22 protein-coding genes are annotated in these 24373 nt (G+C 37.8%); all 22 read left to right on the top strand.

From position 1 onward, the window contains the following. The first annotated feature begins 112 nt into the window (after nucleotides 1-112). The 22 genes from IGJ46_RS07895 to IGJ46_RS07790 all read left to right on the top strand — a co-directional run bounded on the left by IGJ46_RS07895 (nucleotide 113) and on the right by IGJ46_RS07790 (nucleotide 24310). Complete coding sequence (locus IGJ46_RS07895; RefSeq protein ID WP_002364174.1) at nucleotides 113-790, top strand: DNA-3-methyladenine glycosylase; 678 nt, start codon at nucleotides 113-115, stop codon at nucleotides 788-790. Then, complete coding sequence (locus tag IGJ46_RS07890) at nucleotides 747-1232, top strand: DUF3013 family protein (protein WP_024041449.1); 486 nt, start codon at nucleotides 747-749, stop codon at nucleotides 1230-1232. Before IGJ46_RS07895 ends, IGJ46_RS07890 begins: the two co-directional genes overlap by 44 nt. 15 nt (nucleotides 1233-1247) lie before the next feature. Next, the gene (gene prmA, locus IGJ46_RS07885; protein ID WP_002357075.1) at nucleotides 1248-2195 is read left to right on the top strand and encodes a 50S ribosomal protein L11 methyltransferase; all 948 of its coding nucleotides are present in this window, start codon (nucleotides 1248-1250) and stop codon (nucleotides 2193-2195) included. Between the two features lies 1 nt (nucleotide 2196). Further along, a complete protein-coding gene (locus IGJ46_RS07880) occupies nucleotides 2197-2949 on the top strand; it encodes a 16S rRNA (uracil(1498)-N(3))-methyltransferase (RefSeq protein ID WP_002357078.1) in 753 nt (250 codons plus the stop codon). A gap of 214 nt (nucleotides 2950-3163) precedes the next feature. Then, nucleotides 3164-5377: a RelA/SpoT family protein gene (locus IGJ46_RS07875; protein ID WP_002357079.1), complete on the top strand. Its 2214-nt coding sequence runs from the start codon at nucleotides 3164-3166 to the stop codon at nucleotides 5375-5377. A gap of 23 nt (nucleotides 5378-5400) precedes the next feature. Further along, nucleotides 5401-5847 carry a D-aminoacyl-tRNA deacylase gene (gene dtd / locus IGJ46_RS07870; RefSeq protein ID WP_002357080.1) on the top strand — a complete coding sequence of 149 codons (447 nt, stop codon included), beginning with the start codon at nucleotides 5401-5403 and terminating at the stop codon, nucleotides 5845-5847. Nucleotides 5848-5986: 139 nt separating this feature from the next. After that, nucleotides 5987-6208 (top strand): hypothetical protein, encoded by a 222-nt coding sequence (locus IGJ46_RS07865; protein WP_002383130.1) that lies wholly within the window; start codon nucleotides 5987-5989, stop codon nucleotides 6206-6208. Next, complete coding sequence (hisS, locus tag IGJ46_RS07860; protein ID WP_002360033.1) at nucleotides 6205-7506, top strand: histidine--tRNA ligase; 1302 nt, start codon at nucleotides 6205-6207, stop codon at nucleotides 7504-7506. The genes IGJ46_RS07865 and hisS overlap by 4 nt, the downstream gene beginning before the upstream one ends. A gap of 17 nt (nucleotides 7507-7523) precedes the next feature. Then, nucleotides 7524-9293: an aspartate--tRNA ligase gene (gene aspS / locus IGJ46_RS07855; RefSeq protein ID WP_430613731.1), complete on the top strand. Its 1770-nt coding sequence runs from the start codon at nucleotides 7524-7526 to the stop codon at nucleotides 9291-9293. A 153-nt stretch (nucleotides 9294-9446) separates the two neighbouring features. Then, the gene (locus IGJ46_RS07850; protein WP_002385835.1) at nucleotides 9447-10283 is read left to right on the top strand and encodes a bifunctional hydroxymethylpyrimidine kinase/phosphomethylpyrimidine kinase; all 837 of its coding nucleotides are present in this window, start codon (nucleotides 9447-9449) and stop codon (nucleotides 10281-10283) included. Beyond that, nucleotides 10267-10773: an ECF transporter S component gene (locus IGJ46_RS07845; RefSeq protein WP_002357086.1), complete on the top strand. Its 507-nt coding sequence runs from the start codon at nucleotides 10267-10269 to the stop codon at nucleotides 10771-10773. Before IGJ46_RS07850 ends, IGJ46_RS07845 begins: the two co-directional genes overlap by 17 nt. Then, the gene (locus tag IGJ46_RS07840; RefSeq protein ID WP_002365825.1) at nucleotides 10770-11339 is read left to right on the top strand and encodes a TIGR01440 family protein; all 570 of its coding nucleotides are present in this window, start codon (nucleotides 10770-10772) and stop codon (nucleotides 11337-11339) included. The genes IGJ46_RS07845 and IGJ46_RS07840 overlap by 4 nt, the downstream gene beginning before the upstream one ends. Before the next feature lie 142 nt (nucleotides 11340-11481). Further along, on the top strand, nucleotides 11482-12360 hold the full coding sequence (locus IGJ46_RS07835) for a YitT family protein (RefSeq protein ID WP_002357090.1): 879 nt from the start codon (nucleotides 11482-11484) through the stop codon (nucleotides 12358-12360). A 419-nt stretch (nucleotides 12361-12779) separates the two neighbouring features. Beyond that, the gene (locus IGJ46_RS07830) at nucleotides 12780-13817 is read left to right on the top strand and encodes a sugar-binding transcriptional regulator (protein WP_002357092.1); all 1038 of its coding nucleotides are present in this window, start codon (nucleotides 12780-12782) and stop codon (nucleotides 13815-13817) included. 39 nt (nucleotides 13818-13856) lie between these two features. Then, entirely contained in the window at nucleotides 13857-14858 is a 1002-nt protein-coding gene (gene gap, locus IGJ46_RS07825; protein WP_002357093.1) for a type I glyceraldehyde-3-phosphate dehydrogenase, read from the top strand. 126 nt (nucleotides 14859-14984) lie between these two features. Further along, nucleotides 14985-16178 carry a phosphoglycerate kinase gene (locus tag IGJ46_RS07820; RefSeq protein ID WP_002357094.1) on the top strand — a complete coding sequence of 398 codons (1194 nt, stop codon included), beginning with the start codon at nucleotides 14985-14987 and terminating at the stop codon, nucleotides 16176-16178. A gap of 48 nt (nucleotides 16179-16226) precedes the next feature. After that, nucleotides 16227-16982 carry a triose-phosphate isomerase gene (gene tpiA / locus IGJ46_RS07815; RefSeq protein ID WP_002360035.1) on the top strand — a complete coding sequence of 252 codons (756 nt, stop codon included), beginning with the start codon at nucleotides 16227-16229 and terminating at the stop codon, nucleotides 16980-16982. Nucleotides 16983-17113: 131 nt separating this feature from the next. Next, nucleotides 17114-18412, top strand: a complete 1299-nt coding sequence (gene eno, locus IGJ46_RS07810; protein WP_002357098.1) for a phosphopyruvate hydratase — start codon at nucleotides 17114-17116, stop codon at nucleotides 18410-18412. 353 nt (nucleotides 18413-18765) lie between these two features. After that, complete coding sequence (locus tag IGJ46_RS07805; protein ID WP_202563322.1) at nucleotides 18766-19590, top strand: toll/interleukin-1 receptor domain-containing protein; 825 nt, start codon at nucleotides 18766-18768, stop codon at nucleotides 19588-19590. A 16-nt stretch (nucleotides 19591-19606) separates the two neighbouring features. Beyond that, nucleotides 19607-20968 (top strand): deoxyguanosinetriphosphate triphosphohydrolase, encoded by a 1362-nt coding sequence (locus IGJ46_RS07800; protein WP_218391166.1) that lies wholly within the window; start codon nucleotides 19607-19609, stop codon nucleotides 20966-20968. Between the two features lie 211 nt (nucleotides 20969-21179). Continuing rightward, complete coding sequence (locus IGJ46_RS07795; protein WP_002357102.1) at nucleotides 21180-21395, top strand: hypothetical protein; 216 nt, start codon at nucleotides 21180-21182, stop codon at nucleotides 21393-21395. 143 nt (nucleotides 21396-21538) lie between these two features. Further along, a complete protein-coding gene (locus IGJ46_RS07790; RefSeq protein ID WP_002371995.1) occupies nucleotides 21539-24310 on the top strand; it encodes a sigma 54-interacting transcriptional regulator in 2772 nt (923 codons plus the stop codon). The last annotated feature ends 63 nt before the right edge of the window (nucleotides 24311-24373 follow it).

The raw sequence follows: 24373 nt of genomic DNA, 5'->3' as shown, positions 1-24373 counted from the left end.
TCATAATCATCTTATTATAACATAAAGAACGTACATTCGCTTTTTGGTGGTTTTTTGGGTTTTAGATGGATATAGCGGAAGGTTTCGTGTATGATAGGGAGTGGTGAAAGAAATGAAAGAAACGATAAATATCTTTAACACAAAAACAACTGAAGAAGTGGCACAATACTTGTTAGGGATGTATTTAGAGCACGAAACAGCAACAGGCGTTTTAGGTGGGTACATTGTGGATGCAGAAGCTTATTTAGGTCCTGATGATGAGGCGGCCCATAGCTTTGGCTTGAGAAAAACGCCACGCTTACAAGCCATGTATGACAAACCAGGTACGATTTATTTATATACTATGCACACGCATTTAATTTTAAATATGGTGACACAAGAACAAGGCAAACCACAAGGGGTGATGATCCGCGCGATTGAACCTGTTGAAGGTGTCGACAAAATGATTGAAAATCGCCAAGGACGTCAAGGCGTGGAATTGACCAATGGACCAGGTAAATTAGTTGCAGCCTTAGGAATTGATAAGCAATTATATGGGCAGTCGATTTTTTCTAGTTCGTTACGGCTCGTGCCAGAAAAACGAAAATTCCCGAAAAAAATTGAGGCACTACCACGAATTGGAATTCCCAATAAAGGTCGTTGGACAGAGTTGCCTTTAAGATACGTCGTGGCTGGCAATCCATATATTTCTAAACAAAAAAGAACAGCAGTAGACCAAATAGATTTTGGCTGGAAGGATGAAGAAAATGAAAAAAGCAACAATGCTCACATACTTAGAGGAACGACTTGAAAAACACTTAGGAGATTACGAAGTAGGCCTTGATTGGGATCGCAAAAACCATACCATCGAAGTCATTGTTCGTTTATATGCAGAAAACAATGAGCAAGTGGCGATTGATGATGTTGATGGTACGCTTTCAGAAGAAGAATTCATTGAATTTGAAGATGGTTTGTTATTTTACAATCCGCAAAAGTCTGTCGTTGATGACGAAGAGTATTTAGTCACAATTCCTTATGAAGGAAAAAAAGGGCTACGCAAAGCAGTTTTAGACGGATTCATTCACTATTTAAAAGTGGTTTTAGATGAAGGGCAAAGTGATTTGTTAGACTTTTTATCAGATGAAACAGCGGAAGTTTTTGAATTGCATTGGGAGCCAGCAGATTTTGAAGCGATGATTAAAAAAGTGGCAGAAACAGAAAAAGAACAATGGATTGCGTATCCAAGTTATTAATTTAGAGGTGAGAACATGAAGTGGACAGAAGTAAAAGTAGAAACGGCTAGCGAAGCAGTTGAAGCAATTTCAAACATTATGATGGAAGCTGGCGCAAGTGGTGTGGCCATTGAAGATGCGTTGGACATTGAAAATTTTGAAAGTGATCTGTATGGGGAAATTTTAGATAAAGAGCAATTCACCCACATTAAAGAAGGGGCGATTGTGATGGCTTATTTTCCTGAAACAACCTTCTTACCAGAAATTTTACCATTTATGAAAGAAAATATTTTACGCTTGCCTGAGTACGGCTTATCCATTGGTAAAAACGAAATGACAATTAGTGAAGTAGCAGAAAGCGACTGGGCAACTGCTTGGAAAAAATATTATCATCCTGTCCGTGTCACACGATTCTTAACGATTGTGCCAAGTTGGGAAGCCTATCACGCACAAGATGAAGCAGAAAAAATTATCACATTGGATCCGGGCATGGCTTTCGGTACAGGTACGCATCCAACGACTCGTTTAACCTTGCAAGCTTTAGAAACTGTTTTACGTGGTGGCGAAACAGTTCTAGATGTAGGAACGGGCTCTGGTGTTTTGAGTATTGCAAGTCGCTATTTAGGGGCTAAAGACGTCTACGCATATGATTTAGATGAAGTAGCAGTTGCAGCGGCAAAAGAAAATATGGATTTAAATCCCATTGCGGCCGATGTTCATGTGTCAGCCAATGATTTACTAAAAGGGATTGACCATTCTGCTGATGTAATCGTCGCAAATATTTTGGCAGATATTATTGTGTTAATGATTGAAGATGCTTGGCGTTTGCTAAAACAAGACGGTACCTTCATTATTTCTGGAATTATTGAAGATAAAAAAGCAATGGTTTTAGAAGCACTAACGAAAGTCGGGTTTGTGGTGGACCAACTCTTTAATCAAGGCGATTGGTATGCGATTATCTTGAAGAAACCAGAGGAAGAGTAAAATGCAACGGTATTTCATGAAAGAAGATTATCAAGAAAAAGATTTGTATAAAGTCGCAGATGAAAACTATCATCATATTGTGCGAGTTATGCGAATGACGCCGAATGATCGTTGTTATTTAGTATTTCAAAATAAAACTGCCATTTTAGCTGAGATTGTGGAAATTGATTCAACATCTGTTTACTTTAAAGAAATTAGTAAAGAAGAAATGGACAAAGAATTGCCAATTGAAGTGACGATTGCGTGTGGGTTACCAAAAGGGGACAAGTTAGAATGGATTGTTCAAAAAGGCACGGAGCTAGGTGGCAATCAGTTTATCGGCTTTCCTGCGAAAACTTCCGTTGTCAAATGGGACCACAAAAAAAGAGCAGCCAAAGAAAAAAGATTACAAAAAATTGCCACAGAAGCGGCGGAGCAATCGCATCGGCAGCAGACACCAAGTGTTTCTTTGGTGGAAAAAACACAAGAAATCATTGCGCAATTTGACTCATATGACACAGTCTTGGTTGCGTATGAAGAATCAGCAAAACAAGGAGAAAAAAGTCAATTAGCACAAGTATTATCCACTTGCCAGCCAGGCGCACGTTTGTGTGTGCTCTTTGGACCTGAAGGTGGCTTTGCACCGCAAGAAATTGAACAATTTCTGCAGGCTGGGGCGAAACTTTGCGGGTTGGGTCCGAGAATTTTACGAGCAGAAACAGCACCGTTGTATCTTTTAAGTGCGGTTAGCTACCAAATGGAACTTTTAAATTAAACGAAAGCCCGCCTGTAAAATTCTTGTAGGCATTCTCTTTGAATAAACAGAGAGTAAAAAAGCGACAGTGATTGAAATTTAAGGGAAATTTAGTATAATAGAGTTGTTGAAAGTGCTACTGTTTCAAGTGGTACTTTTCTTTTTTATTAAAATAGATAAAACGTGAACGAAGTGTTCTTTATCCAAAGGTCACCTTCATAGAGGAGTGAATACCATGCCAAAAGAAGAAATACTGACAGGCCCAGCGGTCATCAAAATTGTAAGTACCTATATGGGACCAGAACATGTTGAGTTGGTTCAAAAAGCATTAACTTATGCTGAAAAAGCACACGAAGGTCAAGTCCGACAATCAGGTGAACCTTACATCATCCATCCGATTCAAGTGGCAGGCATTCTGGCTGAATTACATATGGATCCCCATACTGTAGCAACAGGATTTTTACATGATGTTGTCGAAGATACGGACGTAACACTGGACGATTTAAAAGAAGAATTTGGCGAAGACATCGCAATGTTAGTCGATGGCGTGACGAAACTAGGAAAAATTAAATATAAATCTCATGAAGAACAATTAGCTGAAAATCATCGAAAAATGTTATTGGCAATGGCGCAAGATTTACGGGTTATTATGGTGAAACTAGCCGATCGTTTGCACAATATGCGCACATTAAAACATTTACGTGAAGATAAGCAACGACGGATTGCACAAGAAACTTTAGAAATTTATGCGCCTTTAGCACATCGCTTAGGGATTAGTCGAATTAAATGGGAATTAGAAGATACGGCCTTACGTTATATTAACCCCAACCAATACTATCGAATTGTTAATTTGATGCAAAGCAAACGCGATGAACGTGAAGCTTATGTGGCAGAAGCAGTCGAAGATATTCGTTTAGCTACGGAAGATTTAGAAATTTACGCAGAAATATATGGTCGGCCAAAACATATTTATTCAATCTATCGTAAAATGAAGGACCAAAAGAAACAGTTTAATGAAATCTATGACTTATTAGCGATTCGTGTTATTGTCGATTCCATTAAAGATTGCTATGCCGTGTTAGGGGCGATTCATACACGTTGGACACCAATGCCAGGTCGCTTTAAAGATTATATTGCTATGCCAAAAGCGAATATGTATCAATCTATCCATACGACAGTTATTGGGCCAAAAGGGAATCCAGTAGAGGTCCAAATTCGGACGCATGAGATGCACCAAATCGCCGAATTTGGGGTGGCGGCTCACTGGGCCTATAAAGAAGGCAAAGCGGAAAAAATTGAAACAGATGAACTGACGAAACAAGTCGATTGGTTCCATGAAATTATTGAATTACAAGATGAAAGCTACGATGCTTCTGAATTTATGCAAGGTGTGAAAGAAGACATTTTTAGCGACAAAGTCTATGTCTTTACGCCAAGTGGAGATGTAACCGAACTGCCAAAAGGCTCCGGACCACTAGATTTTGCCTACAGCATTCATACTGAAATTGGGAATAAAACAACCGGTGCGAAGGTCAACGGCAAAATGGTACAGTTAGACTATGTCCTAAAAAATGGGGATATTATTGAAGTCCTAACATCACCGAATTCTTTCGGACCTAGTCGCGACTGGTTGAAAATGGTTAAAACAAGTAAAGCCAAAAATAAAATCAAACGTTTCTTTAAAGAACAAGACCGTGAAGATAATATTATTAAAGGGCATGATGCTGTCATTAAATACATGACAGAAATCGGCTTTACACCAAAAGAATTTTTAACGAAGAATAAAATGGCGGAAGTGCTAGATAAATTCAAATTTCAAACGGAAGATGATTTATTTGCGGCAGTAGGTTATGGCGAAGTAAGTGCGCAAGTAGTGTGCAATCGTTTAACAGAAAAAGAACGCCGCGAACAAGAGTTGGAACGCCAACGTCAAGAAGCAGAAGAGTTGTTAAATCAGCCAGCTAAAAAAGAATCAGAAAAAATGAAAGTTCGTCATGAAGGCGGCATCGTGATTCAAGGGGTGGACAACCTATTGATTCGTTTAAGCCGCTGTTGTAATCCAGTGCCTGGTGATGAAATCGTTGGTTACATTACCAAAGGACGTGGCGTTTCAATTCATCGTGCGGACTGTCCTAACGTACAACATCAAGAAGAACTAGCACAACGTCTAATTGAAGTTGAGTGGGAAGATACCGAGCACAGTCGCAAAGAATACGCTGCCGATTTGGAGATTTACGGCTATGATCGTAGTGGCTTACTAAGTGATGTTTTACAAGTCATTAGTTCGATGACAAAAAATTTAGTCGGCGTTGAAGCTCGTCCATCCAAAGATAAGATGGCCCAGATTCATGTTACTGTGAAAATTCAAAACCTTTCTCATTTAAAAACCATCGTTGACAAAATTAAAAGTGTACCAGATGTTTATAGTGTTCGTCGAACCAATGGGTAAGTGTTAAAAGTGAGGCAAAAAAGATGAAAGTAGTTATTCAAAGAGTCAGTCAAGCACAAGTTGCGATAGAAGAGCAGATAGTGGGACAAATCAAACAAGGCTTCATGGTGCTGGTGGGCATTCATCAAGAAGACACGCCAGAAGATGTGGCTTATGTTGTTGGCAAAATCAGTAAATTGCGTGTTTTTGAAGATGACGAAGGAAAAATGAATCGCAGTATTCAAGAGATTGAAGGATCAATTTTGAGTATCTCTCAATTTACCCTCTATGCAAAAACTAAAAAAGGCAATCGTCCCAGTTTTATTGAAGCGGCTCGTCCAGATGTGGCGATTCCTTTGTATGAATTATTTAATCAACAATTAGAAGCAGAAGGAATAGCGGTAGCCACAGGAGAATTTGGCGCGGATATGCAAGTGTCGTTGACCAATGATGGTCCAGTGACCATTGTGATCGATACACGAGAAAAATAATTGATTTTCCTATCGGAACCCCTTGACTTTCTAAGAGAACTTTAGTAGTTTATAGATAATATTAAAAATCTACGAAGGAACGAGTAAGTTTCATCTGTCTGCGAAGAGAGAGTTGCCGTGGCTGAGAGCAACTTCAACAGTGAAAGTGAAAGACATTCTGGAGATGGACGGAAGAAAAGCCGTCCCGTTACGAGCGTTAATCGTTGAGGAAAGAGTAAAATCTTTCAAAACTAGGTGGTACCGTGTAAAAGAGACTTTTACGCCCTTGTATGTTCAACATACAAGGGCTTTTTTCATTTTTAGAAAAAAGAAAATGGCGCACACATTTTTGTGGAATGATAGAAGGAGAGAAAGACAATGAGTTATCAAAAACCAAAAGGAACAAACGATATTTTACCAGGAACTTCTGAAAAATGGCAATTTGTGGAAGAAACAGCTCGTTTGATTTTTAAAGATTATCAATACCAAGAAATCAGAACCCCGATTTTTGAACATTATGAAGTAATATCTCGCAGTGTTGGCGATACTACAGATATTGTTTCAAAAGAAATGTATGATTTTTATGATAAAGGAGATCGTCACGTGACCCTACGTCCTGAGGGGACAGCGCCAATTGTTCGGGCCTTCGTTGAAAATAAATTATATGGTCCGGAATATACGAAACCATATAAAACCTATTACATGGGGCCGATGTTCCGCTATGAACGCCCACAAGCTGGTCGTTTGCGTCAATTCCATCAAATTGGTGTGGAAGCATTTGGTAGTGAAAACCCAGCATTGGATGTTGAAATCATGGCTATGGCTTTGGACTTCTTCAAACAATTAGGCATCCAACAAATCAAATTAGTTATTAATTCCTTGGGGGATAAAGAAACACGTGCTACGTACCGTCAAGCATTAATCGATTATTTAGAGCCCCATATGGCAGAATTAAGCGAGGATTCACAACGTCGCTTACACGAAAATCCATTGCGGGTGTTAGACAGCAAAGATAAAAAAGACAAGGTGATTGTCGCAGAAGCGCCCTCTATTTTAGATTATTTAAATGAACCATCTAAAGCACATTTTGAAGCAGTAACTGATATGTTAGATTTACTAGAAATTCCTTATGAAATTGATAGTAATATGGTTCGCGGCTTGGATTATTATACACACACAATTTTTGAAATTATGAGTGAAGCGCCTAAAATGGGGGCGCAATCAACTATTTGTGCAGGAGGCCGATACAATGGTTTAGTTGAAGAATTAGGCGGCCCAGACACACCAGGTTTTGGTTTTGGTATGGGCATTGAGCGAGTGTTGTTAACAATGGAAGCTGAAGAAGTTGTGATTCCAGCGTTATCTGAATTAGACGCATATGTGGTTGGGATTGGTTCAGAAACCAACATCGCAGCTTTGCAACTTGTTCAAAGCATTCGTAACTTTGGTTTCTCAGCTGATCGTGATTACATGAATCGCAAACCAAAAGCGCAATTTAAAACGGCCGATAAATTACAAGCAAAATTAGTTTTAACAATCGGTGAAAATGAATTGAATGAAGGCATTGTCAACGTAAAATCAATGGCAACACGCGAAGAAAAAGCCTTCCCGTTAAGTGCTATCCATGATTCATTTGATGAAGTGTATGACGAAATGATGACAAAAATGATTGAAGAATAAAAAGGAGAGATTGAGAAATGGCAAAACGCACAACCTATTGCGGCAATGTATCTGCCGAATTTATTGAAAAAGAAGTTGTATTAAAAGGATGGGTTCAAAAACGTCGTGACTTAGGAGGGGTTATCTTTATTGATTTACGTGACCGTGAAGGAATCGTCCAAGTGGTCTTTAACCCAGAAAAGTCAAAAGAAGCATGGGAAATTGCTGATAAATGTCGTAGTGAATACGTCATCGAAGTTAAAGGTCAAGTCGTTTATCGTGATAAAGAAGCGATTAATCCCAAAATGAAAACTGGCGAGTTTGAAGTGATGGCGACTGACATTACGATTTTAAATACTGCGAAAACAACGCCATTTACCATTGAAGATGACAATAACGTTAATGACGAATTGCGCATGAAATATCGTTATTTAGATTTACGTCGTCCATCAATGACAAACAACATTAAATTACGTCACCAAGTAACGAAAACAATCCGTCACTATTTAGATAATCATGACTTTTTAGACATTGAAACTCCTTATTTAGGCAAATCAACACCAGAAGGCGCTCGCGATTATTTGCTTCCTTCTCGTGTCCATGCCGGTCATTTTTATGCTTTACCACAATCACCACAACTCTTTAAACAATTATTAATGGGAGCAGGCTTCGATCGCTATTACCAAATCGTTCGTTGTTTCCGTGATGAAGATTTACGAGGCGACCGTCAGCCAGAATTTACACAAATCGATATCGAAACGACCTTTTTAACACCAGAAGAAATTCAAACATATACAGAAAATATGTTGGCTGAAGTGATGAAAGAGACAAAAGGAATTGAGATTTCTGTTCCGTTTCCACGAATGAGCTATGACGAAGCAATGGCACGCTATGGTAGCGATAAACCCGACACTCGTTTTGCTATGGAATTAATTGATGTCGCAGATGTAGTGAAAGACGTAGACTTCAAAGTTTTCCAAGCAGCGTTGGAAAATGGCGGACATGTGAAGGCTTTGAATGCAAAAGGCGCCGCAGATAAGTATTCTCGTAAAGATATGGATAACTTAGGTAAGTATGTGAGTCAATTTGGTGCAAAAGGCTTAGCTTGGTTAAAAGTTGAAGAAGATGGCTTAAAAGGACCAATTGCTAAATTCTTAACAGAAGTTAGTGATGAATTAATTGCTGCTACCAATGCAGAAGTCGGTGATATTTTAATGTTTGGTGCCGATAAACCTGAAATCGTAGCCGCTGCTTTAGGTGCGGTACGTACACGTTTAGGTAAAGAATTAGGTTTAATTGATGAATCGAAATTCAATTTCTTGTGGATTGTGGATTGGCCGTTGTTTGAATATGATGAAGAAGCTGGTCGCTATGTTTCTGCTCATCATCCATTTACACAACCAAAAGCAGAGGATGTGGACCGCTTAGCAACAGACCCAGCCTCTGTGTATGCTGAAGCTTACGATGTTGTCTTAAACGGCTATGAATTAGGCGGTGGCTCATTACGGATCCATACACGAGAATTACAAGAAAAAATGTTTGAAACGTTAGGTTTTACAAAAGAAGAAGCACAAGACCAATTTGGTTTCTTGCTAGACGCATTAGATTACGGCTTCCCGCCACATGGAGGGATTGCTTTAGGGCTAGACCGCTTAGCAATGCTATTGGCTGGGGAAGAAAATATTCGTGAAGTGATTGCCTTCCCTAAAAACGGGAAAGCAATTGACCCAATGAACAACGCACCAAGTTTAGTTTCTCCATTACAATTGTTTGAATTAAACATTGATGTAACAGCCATTGACGAATAAGTGTTAAATCCAAAGAAAGAGTGACTTCATTGACGGATGAGGTCACTCTTTCTTTGGGAAGGAAAAAGATAACGAAAGACTTAAAAAGTGGCTGAGCTAAAAATCTGCCAATTGGCTGTTTTTTCTTTTTAGAAAACTTTGTATGATAACTGAGTGTATAAAGGAGCGAAACAAATGACAAAAATAATTTTAACAATTGGCGGTTCCGATCCTTTTTCAGGTGGCGGGATTCAAACAGATTTAAAAACGTTTGAAAATCATCAAGTCTTTGGCTTATCAACTTTAACTTGCCTTGCTACAGCCCCCAAGAATCATTTTCAGATTCATGACCTGGAGACTTCTTTGGTGAAAGAGCAGCTCGCTTCCATACCTGCCGGGAGTTTAGACGGCATCAAGATTGGCTTGATTCACAGTGAAGAAAGTATGTTACAAATTGCAACCTTTTTGAAAAAGCACGCAGGTCTGCCGGTGGTGTTGGATCCTGTCTTGGCTTTTAAAGAAACGACTTCAGTTTATGAAAAAAGATACATGCAGTTATTGATTGAGAAACTTTTTCCATTCGCAACGATTATAACGCCTAATTTAAAAGAAGCAGAATTACTCATTGGCAGAAAATTAACAACCGTCGAAGAAGTCCAACAAGCGGCGGAAGAGTTAAACTCTTTAGGAGCGGCAACGGTGGTGATTAAAGGTGGTAATCGTTGGCTTGGCCAAGAAGCACGTGACTTTTTTTATGATGGACAACAACATATTCAATTGGTCAAAGAAAAAGTAATGGCCCACACCATTGATGGCGCTGGTTGTTCCTTTGCTTCTGCAATTGGTGCGAATTTAGTTAAAGGATATCCGTTAATTGAAGCAGTTGATTTAGCAAAAACATACGTTCATGAAGCCATTGTTTCTGGGGTCCAGCTAAATGCAGCTTTTGGAAGTGTGTGGCATGAAGGATTACTAGCAGGAGGTGTGGCGGATAATGACAAGAAAAATTAGTCTATATGCAGTAATTACCGCTTTAACAGTGGCTGTGTCAATGGTCTTTATTATCCCCGTCCCAGCAACAAATGGCTTTGTTACATTGGCGGATGCAGGGATTTACATTGCTAGTTTACTTTTTGGTCCGATTGGTGGCTTGACAGTCGGAGCTTTAAGCGGTGGTTTAATTGATTTATTGTCAGGCTATCCACAATGGTTCGTTTTTTCGTTATTGATTCATGGCGGACAAGGTTGGTTAGCAGGGCACTTCTTTAATAAAAATAAAAAGATGCAAACGCTAGGATTACTTTTAGCCAGTCTCCTCATGATTAGCGGGTATGCTTTAGCGACTAGCTGGCTTTACGGCGTGGGTGCGGGGATTGCCTCATTACCAGGGAATATCATTCAATCCTTATTTGGGGTGATTGTAGCATTGCCTCTTAGTCAAACATTAAAACGTGTGTTACCAAAAAATGGTCGTTTAGAAGAAAGAAGGATGAACAAATGACTATCGATGAAAAAATGTTAAAAGAACAGTTAGTGACAATTACAGAAGAAGTCATTACAGCAGGAAATTTACAAAAAGGGGACCTATTTGTTTTAGGTTGTACCACCAGTGAGGTAGTAGGTGGCGTCATTGGTAAAAATTCCAGTGCCGAAGTAGGACAATGGATTGTCTCAACCTTAATTGAACAATTAGATAAAAAAGGCATCTCTTTGGCTGTCCAAGGATGCGAACATATTAATCGTGCTTTAGCGATGGAACGTCGTGTGGCTGAAGAAAAAGGCTTTGAAATTGTCTCGGTAGTACCACAATTACATGCTGGCGGTTCTTGTTCAGTGGCTGCCTTTGAAAAATTTGATGAACCTGTGGAAGTTGAACATATTGTTGCTCAAGCAGGGATTGACATTGGCGATACATCTATCGGTATGCATGTAAAACATGTGCAAGTTCCTCTTCGCTTGAGCATTCGAACGTTAGGTGCGGCCCATGTTACAGCATTATATTCTCGTCCTAAATATATTGGTGGACCAAGAGCCCATTATGAAACAACCCAAGAACGAAATCGTTAAGATTTCGTTCTTTTTTCATTTCTATAAACATTTGATGAATCTTCCGTAATTATTATAGGAATCTCTTTTTTTCTCTCGGTAAACCACGTATAATATGAAAAGAAATGTAATTTATTGAAAACCTGAAACGAGGCTATTATTTATGAAAAAAATTTATGACGGACTGCCAGTTCATGACTATACAACAAAATTTTCCGTGTCGATTGTCTATGCTATTCTTGCATCAATTGCCATGAACTTTTTCTATCAACCAGGAAATATTTATTCCAGTGGCTTAACAGGCTTGGCACAAATTTTAACAACCCTCTCAACAAAAATTGTCGGTTTTAATGTGCCTGTCTCCATTACATTGTATCTTTTAAACGTGCCGTTATTCTTTATTGCGTGGAAAAAAATAGGTAAGAAGTTTACAATTTTTACTTTCATTACCGTGACTTTAACTTCATTATTTATGCATATTGTTCCGCAAACGGTGATGACCCAAGATCCAATTATCTGTGCTATTTTTGGTGGGGCGATTTCTGGATCAGGAATTGGTTTTGTTTTAAAAAACGGGGTTTCTTCTGGGGGCTTAGATATTTTAAGCATTACCATTCGGAAAAAAACGGGGCGTTCCGTTGGCTCGATTTCAATTTATTTTAACGCACTAATTGTCTTCGTTGCAGGTTATTTATTTGGCTGGCAGTACATGTTCTACAGTGCGTTATCAATTTTTGTAAGTGGGAAGGTCACAGATGCCGTTTATACTAAGCAAAAGAAAATGCAAGTTATGATTGTCACTAAAAACCCAGATCGAGTCGTGGATGAGATTCAAAAGAAAATGCGCCGTGGTATTACAATTATTCATGAAGCGGAAGGGGCATATCGCCACGACCGCCAAACTGTTTTGCTAACTATTGTGACACGCTTTGAGTTGCCAAGTTTAGAAGCAGCCATGAAAGAAAGTGATCCGAATGCCTTTGTCAGCATCTCAGATAATGTTAAAATTTTAGGACGTTTTTACGAAGAAGATTACAAATAAAAGGATATGAAGCAACGAGAGAATGGCTGTGTCTATTCTTTCGTTGCTTTTTTTGAAAAATAAGTAAAAAATGCTTTGTGAGAGGACCTGAAATTCCCATTTAAACAAGAAGTTAATTGAAAGACGTTCGTGAATTCCTTTGCTTTTGGTTTAATTAGATCTGATTATTCGGAAATAAGTCGCTATTGTTTCTCACAAACGAATGCTTTGTTTGGATTTGAAAGAAAACGATGAAAAAAGAATCATTTTTATTGAAAAGACCTAAAAAAACTGGTACACTAAGTGTGTAATTGATAAGTACTTTTAATACTGTTATGAATAAATAGTAGGAAAAACGAACATCAATTCTATTTTTTTAAAGTTCATAGGTCGTTTTCAGTCTTACTTGGACATATTTCGACCCACAAAAGGAGCGCATCATGTTAAAAGAATTTAAAATGATTGAAGCAGTTGCTCCAGATATGCTCGATGTATTACAAGAAAGATTCCAAATTCTTCGCAATATTTATTGGATGCAACCTATTGGACGTAGAAGTTTATCAGAAACGATGGGAATTACAGAGCGAGTCTTGCGTACAGAAACAGATGTTTTAAAGCAACTCAACCTGATTGAACCTTCAAAAAGCGGGATGACATTAACAGAACGCGGTTTGGAAGTCTACCAAGGCTTAGAATTAGTCATGAATCAATTGCTTGGTATGCACCAAATCGAAAAAGAAATGACACAGTACTTTGGCATTCAACGTTGTATCGTTGTTGCAGGAGATAGTGATATCCAAAAGAAAGTTCTTTCGGACTTTGGAGATGTCTTAACCAATACGCTGAATTTACTCTTACCAAATGGTGAGAATACAATTGCGGTTATGGGTGGGACAACAATGGCCATGGTGGCCGAAAATATGGGATCACTAGAAACTGAAAAACGTCATAATTTGTTTGTTCCAGCCAGAGGAGGGATTGGTGAAGCAGTTTCTGTCCAAGCCAATTCAATTAGTGCTGTAATGGCCAACAAAACGGGTGGTAACTACCGGGCGTTATATGTCCCAGAACAATTGAGTCGTGAAACGTATAATAGTTTATTACAAGAACCCTCGATTCAAGAAGTTCTTACGTTAATTAGTCATGCCAACTGTGTGGTGCACAGTATTGGTCGAGCGTTGCACATGGCGGCACGCCGAAAAATGTCTGACGACGAAATGGTTATGCTCAAACAAAAAAATGCCGTGGCAGAATCGTTTGGTTATTTCTTTGATGAAGAAGGAAAAGTGGTCTATAAAATTCCACGAATTGGCCTTCAATTAAAAAACTTACAAGAAATCCCCTATGTCGTCGCAATTGCGGGCGGCAAAACGAAAGCCAAAGCCATTCGCGCATATATGAAAAATGCACCAAAACAAACGTGGCTCATCACAGATGAAGCTGCCGCAAACGAGATTTTAAAAGGGGTAACCCTTTAAAATAAAAAATTTTTGATTTTCATAAGGAGGAAATCTTTAATGACAGTTAAAGTAGGTATTAATGGATTTGGACGTATCGGACGCTTAGCTTTCCGTCGTATCCAAGATGTAGAAGGAATCGAAGTAGTTGCAATCAACGACTTAACAGATGCTAAAATGTTAGCACACTTGTTAAAATATGACACAACTCAAGGCCGTTTCAACGGTACAGTTGAAGTTCACGAAGGTTCATTCAACGTTAACGGCAAAGAAATCAAAGTTTTAGCTAACCGTAACCCTGAAGAATTACCATGGGGCGAATTAGGCGTAGACATCGTTTTAGAATGTACTGGTTTCTTTACTTCTAAAGAAGCTGCTGAAAAACATTTAACTGCTGGTGCAAAACGTGTAGTTATTTCAGCTCCTGGTGGTAACGATGTACCAACAATCGTTTACAACACAAACCATGAAACATTAACTGGAGAAGAAACTGTAATTTCAGGCGCTTCTTGTACTACAAACTGCTTAGCTCCAATGGCTAAAGCTTTACATGACAACTTTGGTGTTGTTGAAGGTTTAATGACAACTATCCACGCTTACACAGGTGACCAAATGACATTAGACGGACCACATCCTAAAGGCGACTTCCGTCGTGCGCGCGCTGCTGCTGCAAACATCGTACCTAACTCAACTGGTGCTGCTAAAGCAATCGGCTTAGTAATCCCAGAATTGAACGGTAAATTAGATGGCGCTGCTCAACGTGTTCCTGTAGCTACTGGTTCATTAACTGAATTAGTTACTGTATTAGACAAAGAAGTTACTGTTGATGAAGTAAATGCAGTAATGGAAAAAGCTGCTAACGAATCTTATGGTTATAACACAGACGAAATCGTTTCTTCTGATATCGTAGGTATGACTTACGGTTCATTATTCGATGCAACTCAAACAAAAGTTATGACAGTTGGCGACAAACAATTAGTTAAAACTGTTGCTTGGTATGACAACGAAATGTCATACACTGCTCAATTAGTTCGTACTTTAGAATACTTCGCTAACTTATAAGATTCATTCTTATCATTAGTGAAATTTGAACAATTGTGAAATAATAAGCGGGGAAGCAACGCGCTTCTCCGCTTTCTTTTTTTAAAAAAGAAAAATCCTAAAATTGACAATACAGGAGGTCTACTCATGGCTAAAAAGACAATTAAAGATGTAGATTTAAAAGACAAAAAAGTCCTTGTCCGTGTTGACTTTAACGTTCCGTTAAAAGATGGCGTGATCACAAACGATAATCGTATCGTAGCGGCTTTACCAACAATCAAATACGTGATTGAAAATGGCGGAAAAGCAATTCTTTTCTCTCATTTAGGTCGTGTAAAAACAGAAGAAGACAAAGCTGGCAAATCATTAAAACCAGTGGCTGAACGTTTAAGCGAATTACTAGGTCAACCAGTTACTTTTGTTCCAGAAACACGTGGTAAAGAATTAGAAGACGCTGTTAACAATATGAAAGACGGCGACGTTTTAGTATTTGAAAACACTCGTTTTGAAGATGTTGACGGCAAAAAAGAAAGCGGCAATGACGCTGAATTGGGTAAATACTGGGCTTCTTTAGGCGATGTATTTGTCAATGATGCTTTTGGTACTGCACACCGTGCACATGCCTCAAACGTTGGAATTGCTTCAACTGGTATCCCAACAGTTGCTGGTTTCTTAATGGAAAAAGAAATTAAATTCATCGGCGAAGCTGTTGAAAATCCAAAACGTCCATTCGTAGCAATCTTGGGTGGCGCTAAAGTTTCTGACAAAATCGCTGTCATTGAAAACCTAATTGAAAAAGCCGATAAAATTTTAATCGGTGGCGGTATGGCTTACACATTCATGAAAGCACAAGGCTATAGTGTTGGTTTATCTTTACTTGAAGAAGATAAAGTGGACTTAGCGAAAAGCTTAATGGAAAAAGCTGGCGACAAATTAGTTTTACCGGTTGATACAGTTGTCTCTAAAGAGTTCAGCAATGACGCTCCTTTCCACACGGTTCCTTCAACTGAAATCCCAGATGATGAAGAAGGCTTGGATATTGGTGAAAAAACAATTGAATTATTTGCTAACGAATTACAAGGTGCGAAAACAGTTGTTTGGAATGGACCAATGGGCGTATTTGAAATGAGTAACTTTGCCAAAGGAACAATTGGTGTTTGTGAAGCGATTGCTAATTTAGAAGACGCAACAACAATCATCGGTGGCGGGGACTCTGCTGCTGCAGCAATTCAATTAGGCTACGAAAACAAATTCTCTCACATCTCAACAGGTGGCGGAGCAAGTTTAGAATTATTAGAAGGCAAAACTTTACCAGGTTTAGCTTCTATTAACGATAAATAATCAGTTTAAAAGACAATATTTTTAAAAAAAGAAAAGGATGTGCTTTTCATGCGCAAACCAATTATCGCTGGTAACTGGAAAATGAACAAAACTTTAAGCGAAGCACAAAGCTTTGCAGAAGCAGTAAAAAATGCTGTTCCATCAAACGACGTTGTTGACGCTGTGATTGGATCTCCAGCATTATTCTTAGCTCCTTTAGCTTGGAACCTAAAAGATTCTGAAGTGAAATTAGCTGCACAAAACTGCTACTGGGAAAACGCTGGTGCCTTCACTGGTGAAAACTCACCAGCTGCAATTGCAGATTTAGGTGTAGACTATGTGATTATCGGACACTCTGAACGTCGCGAATATTTCCACGAAACAGATGAAGATATCAATAAAAAAGCCAAAGCAATCTTTGCAAATGGTATGACACCAATCTTCTGTTGTGGTGAAACTTTAGAAACGTATGAAGCTGGTAAAACAGCGGAATGGATCGAAGGTCAAATCACTAACGGCTTAGTTGGTTTATCAAACGAACAAGTTGCTTCAATGGTTATCGCTTACGAACCAATCTGGGCAATCGGAACTGGTAAATCTGCAGATGCTAATATTGCAGATGAAATCTGTGGTGTTGTTCGTTCAACAGTTGAAAAATTATACGGCAAAGAAGTTTCTGAAGCTGTTCGTATTCAATACGGTGGTTCTGTTAAACCAGAAAACATCGCTGAATATATGGCAAAAGAAAACGTTGACGGTGCTTTAGTCGGCGGCGCAAGCTTAGAAGCAGATTCATTCCTAGCTTTATTAGATGCTGTAAAATAAGAAATCACTAACGGTAACGTTTTCTCAATGACTTTTGCAAAAAAATGTTTGCATAGTTTGCGAGAATTAACTACAATCATACATGAGGGAATCCCCTTAGTATAAATACAAACTCAAAGGAGAGACAAAACATGTCAATTATTACTGATATTTACGCACGCGAAGTCTTAGACTCACGCGGTAACCCAACAATCGAAGTAGAAGTTTACACTGAAAGCGGAGCTTTCGGCCGTGGAATGGTTCCTTCAGGAGCTTCAACTGGTGAATACGAAGCAGTTGAATTACGTGATGGCGACAAAGCTCGTTACTTAGGTAAAGGTGTTACTAAAGCTGTAGATAACGTAAACAACATCATTGCTGAAGCAATCATCGGTTACGATGTACGCGATCAAATGGCTATCGATAAAGCAATGATCGATTTAGATGGAACTCCTAACAAAGGTAAATTAGGTGCTAACGCTATTCTTGGTGTGTCTATCGCCGTAGCTCGTGCTGCTGCTGATTACCTAGAAGTGCCTTTATATCACTACTTAGGCGGATTCAATACAAAAGTATTACCAACTCCAATGATGAACATCATCAACGGTGGATCACATGCTGACAACAGTATTGACTTCCAAGAATTCATGATCATGCCTGTAGGTGCGCCTACATTCAAAGAAGCTTTACGTATGGGTGCAGAAGTATTCCACGCATTAGCTTCAATCTTAAAAGGTCGCGGCTTAGCTACTTCAGTAGGTGACGAAGGTGGTTTCGCTCCTAACTTAGGTTCAAACGAAGAAGGTTTCGAAGTAATCATCGAAGCTATCGAAAAAGCTGGCTATGTTCCTGGTAAAGACGTTGTTCTTGCTATGGATGCTGCTTCTTCAGAATTCTACGACAAAGAAAAAGGCGTTTACGTTTTAGCTGACTCAGGCGAAGGCGAAAAAACAACTGAAGAAATGATCGCGTTCTACGAAGAATTAGTTTCTAAATACCCAATCATTTCAATCGAAGACGGCTTAGACGAAAACGACTGGGACGGATTCAAAAAATTAACTGAAGTATTAGGCGACAAAGTTCAATTAGTTGGTGACGATTTATTCGTAACAAACACAACTAAATTAGCTGAAGGTATCGAAAAAGGTATCGCTAACTCAATCCTAATCAAAGTTAACCAAATCGGTACTTTAACTGAAACATTTGAAGCAATCGAAATGGCTAAAGAAGCTGGCTACACTGCAGTTGTATCTCACCGTTCTGGTGAAACAGAAGATTCAACAATCTCTGATATCGCTGTTGCAACAAACGCTGGCCAAATCAAAACTGGTTCATTAAGCCGTACTGACCGTATTGCTAAATACAACCAATTATTACGTATTGAAGATCAATTAGGCGATGTAGCTGAATACAAAGGCTTAAAATCTTTCTACAACTTAAAAAACAAATAATTCATTTAATGAATAACGCTTAAAGGGACAATTGGTTAATGAACCAATTCTCCTTATACTCGGACGTAAAAACACGCCTTTCTGCAAAGAAAGGCGTGTTTTTTTATATTTATAAAAATATTGAAAAAAATAGATTAGAAATAACTTCAACCGTACATCGCTCTATAATCACTTGTTTAAAAATAACAAAACATTAACAAAACAACATTATATAAAAATTTAATAAAACAAAATAATTGTTATTTTATAATTTTAGTATTGACTGGTTTCAGATAACGCTGTACGCTTAAAGAAATAGTATAGAATTTCACAAAAAAATGAAAACACAAATTTAACTTGGAGGATGTTGAGTAGTGAGCAACGGGAAAAAGATTTTTATTAGTCATAGTTCAAAGGATCAAGAATATGTGGATGCGTTTATCCAATTGCTTAAAAAGTTTGGGTTTCGAACACGGGATATTTTTTATAGTTCCACTATTGAAACAGGTGTACAGCCAGGAGAATTAATTTTTGACACGATTAAAAGGGAGCTAACCAATCAACCTGTCATGCTGTATTTTTTATCTGATCATTATTATCAGAGTATTCCATGTTTAAACGAAATGGGTGCTTCTTGGATGCTATCAGATAAACACTATCCAATTGCGTTAAATAATTTTTCTATGAAAGATATGAAAGGTGTTATTAGTAGTGAGCGTTTGGCGATTGCGTTTAATGATAAGACAAGTACTAATGAAATAAACTGCTTATTAAAAAAGTTATCTCATGATACAGATGTACAAGCTGAGCCAGATTTTGAACTAAACGTTGAGAAAAATATTCAGCCATTCCAAAATAAACTGACACAACTGATTCGGCAAGCAAGTTATTTAAAACCTGATGAAAAGGGATATTTTGAAACGATTCTTAGCACTCATCGTCCTGTGTATGGCACAGCAAAAGGGGTCTATGACTGTTTTAAATTACCTAGCTTAATTGAGCCTAAAAGTTTAGGTTTAGACACGCTATCAGAGGATGAAAGCCATTGGCTATTCTTTTTTCTTACGTGGGGAACTTTTCAAGAAGGCGAAAAAGTGCGGTTTAAATTGAAAAAGGATAAGGCGTATAACAATCGGGAATTCAGTGATATTGGTAAATGTAAAAATATTTACGTCTCTTATTTAGAGAAGGTAGAGTAATTGGAGGAGGTAATAAATGAAAATGAATTGGCGTCAGTTGGTTGGTACATATCGCATTTCTGATAATGGCAAACAATATCAAAATGACTGGTTAAATAAGCAAGTTGATTTAGCCACAGAACTTCGTAAATCTTTTGATAGTGACTATCGTAGAGTAATTAAAAGTGATGCATTTAGACGCTTACAAGATAAAACACAAGTTTTTCCTTTAGAACGTAATGATTTTGTAAGAACACGTTTAACACATAGCTTAGAAGTGGCAATGCATAGCAGGGATATACTTAGATTAGTTATTTCACAGTTGAACGAACGAAACATTGAGGTTATGGAATTATCAGAATGCTATCGGTTGTTAGAAACAGCTGCATTAATCCATGATATCGGCAATCCCCCTTTTGGACATTTTGGGGAAGAAGCCATTCGTATTTGGTTTGAAAAAAATGGTCCTTTGTATGCTTGTTGGTCTGATTTTTCGGAGCAACAACAAAATGATTTTCTTAACTTTGAAGGAAACGCTCAAACCATCCGACTTTTAACAAAACTGCATCATGATAATGGGACTTCTAAAGCAGGAATGAAACTAACCGCCACGACATTAGATACAGTTATCAAATATACGGCATCTTCAGATCAATTAAATAAGCAACAGCTTTTGTCTAAAAAAGTTGGCTATTTTTACTCGGAAAAACAAGTCTTTAACGCCATTAAATTTGCGACAGGAACACAAAATAAGCGACACCCATTAGTCTTTTTGCTAGAAGCCTCAGATGATATCGCCTATACTTTTTCAGATATCGAAGATGCCTATAATTATGGTTTATACAGCTATCAAGATTTAAAGCAGTTTGTTGATGCGCAAACAGGAACAAAAAAATTTTTAATGTTAGAAAAAGATAAAACAGAAGAAGCTACCTTACAAGAATTTTTGAGAAAGACACAAAGGGCTGTTTGTCAAAGCGTAGCGAAAAATTTTGCTAATCATTATGACTTAATTATGAGTGGTATCTATCAAAATGAAATTATCATTGAAGATTGTGATGAAGTGAAATGCTTTCAGGCATTAAAAAACTTTTCTAGAGTCTATGTTTTTCAAACAAAAACAATTTTGGATCAAGAGGTATTGGGCTTCAATATCATCAATCGTTTACTAGATGAATTTGTTCCAGTCGTACTGAAATACGAAAAAGTTTCCATGAATAAGTATGAGGAGCGAATCTTTAATAATATTTCGGAAAGCGCGAAAGCGTTGTATAAAAGAGAAGCAAAGAACGCTACAGAAGCAGAAAAAGACTATTATCGTTTGAAAATGGCGGTGGACTTTGTATGTAATATGACGGATGGATATGCCAAAAAAGTTTATGATACATTATTCACTTAAAATTTGAGAAAAAGCTTCTCAGCGGTTGCCGCCGCTGAAGAAAACTAGTTCATTGCACAGGCTGATCGTTTCAGTAAAAATTTTAAAGATGCTAGTAATTTCACTGAAAATCGGGTACACTAAAATTAGCTAGTGTAACTAGCAAAAAAGGCAACTGGAATAGATAGGTTGTGCTGTCTATGAAGGGCTTTGTTTGTCAGGTGGTGCTGACATGCAAAGTGCCTTTTTTCTTTTTCTCAACATTTTAAGGACAAAAAACGATTGCAACATGTCACAATCGCTAACCTCGGAGAAAAAGGAATTTTTCTCCAATGGTCATTTCGATAACCTGTTGTGTGTTTCGAAACATTCAGAACGGTGGTGCGTTCTTTCAGTGCCTAATTATCCAATTCGTTTCTTGTTCCTCTATTTACAGTATACTGAATGAAAGCCTATTCTGCAATGATAGAATCAGGTTCCTGTGATTAAATAACATAAAAAATGGGCTCCTTATATAAAGAAAAATAACAAAAGAAATTTTGAATATTGACGTTTTTTTTAGGTACGTTATGATAAACGAGAGGTGATTTTATGTTAAAAATGCAAATTGTTGATTATTTACGCAATCAAACAGCTTTTTTTGAACCATCTTTAGTCAGTGAAATTTTCACAGCAAGCAATATTGCAACGACATTTTCTATCAAACGAAATACAGCTAGTCACTATTTAAATCAGTTAAACGAAGAAGGGATTCTAGTTAAGATCAATACACGACCAGTTTACTTTTTTCATAAAGAAGCGTTTCAACAACAAAACTATCTTTTAAAAAGAACTGTTTATCAAAGTTTCCAAGAAATGATCGATGAACAGCCTGTTTTTGATCGCAAAAGTGATTTTTTTCAGTCGGTCATTGGTTATCGCGGTAGTTTAGCTCAGACCATCGAACAATTGAAAATGGCAGCGCTTTATCCTGGCGGTGGCTTGCCTGTCTTAATTACAGGTGAAAGTGGTACGGGTAAAAGTTTTTTAGCATCCTTATATTATCAGTTTTGTCTTTCAAAAGAACTACTTGACGATTCAGCACCTTTTGTGACAGTTAATTGTGCGCAATATGCCAACAATCCAGAGCTTTTAACTAGTCAATTATTTGGGCATCTTAAAGGCGCTTTTACGGGAGCAGATTCCGATAAAATTGGGGCCTTTCAAAGTGCAGAAGGGGGCGTTTTATTTTTAGATGAAGTTCATCGTTTGAGTCCTGAAGGGCAGGAAAAGTTGTTTACATTTTTAGATCAGGGTATCATTTATCGGATGGGTGAAACCAATCGGCCCATTCCTGTTACGTGTCGGTTGTGCTTTGCCACAACTGAAGAAATTTCTAGCACTTTTTTAACGACATTTTTAAGACGTATTCCTATTCAAATTAAAATCCCAAGTCTTGCTGAACGCACTCAAGCGGAAAGAAAACAATTAATTATGCGAGCATTTTATGAGGAACAGCAAGCTATTCAAAAAGCAGTTACTATCACGCCACAAGTTATCCAACTTTTAGAAAACCACCATTATGTAGGCAATGTGGGTGAATTAAGAAATAATATAAAAATTATTACTGCACGCAGCTTTGCCGCCAATCTTGATAAACGTGTTATTCCAATCACTTTACACGATCTACCGAAAGAATTTCTGGATCAATCAATCAAACTAGCTCCCGATGAAAATGAATTGCCTATTCGTTTAGATGAGCAAACGAATCTGGTTAGTTTGTTAGAGGAAACAGAGCTTGCGCAAAGAAGAATTATCCAGAGTTATGAACGAATCCTTCGTCTTTATGTCTCTCACCATCATCATCTTTCCACTGCTAATAACGACATCTCGAAAGAAATTGAACGCTTATTCGATGATTTATTATTTGAAAAGAAGCGAGAGAAAAATCACGAAATGCTATTGTTTATTACGCAAAATATCCGTCAATTATTGGAAACGATTGAATCGTCTTATCAAATTCGGTTTAATGGCAGTTTAGTCTATGCATTAAGCACCTATCTGTTTCAACGAAGATGTATTGATTGGTTTCCAGAAAAAGAACCTACAACAGTCATTGACGAACTTTTAACAGAAGTTCAAACTAAATTAGCAACTAGTTATGGCTACGCTGAACAACTGTTAACTTTAGTGAAACGTTCATTAGATATTGAACTATCCCAGATGGATCGAATTATTGTCACCATTTATCTTCACTCTTCGGGTTCAGTAAAGGAAAGTCACTATCCGAAAGCGGTGATTGTTGCCCACGGATATGCCACAGCAAGTAGTATTGCGAATGTTGCAAATCGGCTGTTAAATGTGCCAATTTTTCAATCGTTTGACATGCCGTTAGATGTTACTCCCAAAAAAATTTCCGAACACTTAATTCACTATATGGAACGTCAAGAAACGAGGAATGGTTTAGTAATTCTTTTTGATATGGGTTCATTGAAAGAAATTTATCAGTATTTTCCGGTAGAAGAAGAAGGTCCGTTTTTATTAATGAATAATGTGACAACAAGCTTGGCTCTGTCTATAGGAGAAGCCATTAAAGACGAAGTTTCTTTTGAAGAATTGCCCCAAAAAGCGTTAACGGTTCATCCAAATGAATGGGAAATCATATTACCTGAAAATAAAACGGAACGTGTCATTTTAACAACGTGTAGTACCGGAATTGGTACAGCCGTTAAAATTAGAGATTTACTTGAAAAAAGTTTACCTGCAGAAGCACAATTAAAGATTATTCCTTGTGAATATAATCAATTACGTAATGCAGAATCGATCAAAGAAAGTTTCCCAGAATATGAGATTGTCGGCATCATCGGTACAAACAACCCGTCTTCAAATGACCTCCCGTATATCTCTTTAGAAGAGTTGATTGCAGGAAAAGGAATTACGACCCTTTTAGAATGGACAAAGAGAGAATTAACTAAAGATATGCTGTCCTATGTAAATCATGAGTTGATTCGTAACTTTTCATTAGATCGGGTCATTCAATCAGTGACGATTTTAGATACAGAAAAAATTATTCGACAAGTAGAAGTCTTTTTAATTCAATTAGAAGAGCGGTGGCAACAAACGATTCAAAATGATCGTAAATTGGCGGTATATGTCCATGTCAGTTGTTTAATTGAACGATTAATCCGGAATGAACCTATTGAAAATTATAATGGCGCCGAACAACTAAAGCAGTGTCAAAGAACGGTCTTGCAAGAGTTGAAAGAGGCGTTTAGTGTCATTGAAAAAGTTTATAGTGTCAATATACCTGAATCGGAGCTTTTTTATGTTTATGATGTGTTGTTTGGAAAAACGGAGTTTAACAACGCAGAAAGCGATTTTTAAAATAAAAAGGAGAGAGTGCCACTTTTTTGGCACTCTTTTTGCTATGTAAAGAAGTAAGTGAGG

It is taken from the genome of Enterococcus sp. AZ120 (assembly GCF_050546165.1).
GTDB classification, from domain to species: Bacteria; Bacillota; Bacilli; order Lactobacillales; family Enterococcaceae; genus Enterococcus; species Enterococcus faecalis.
This window is presented reverse-complemented; position numbering and strand designations above follow the sequence as displayed.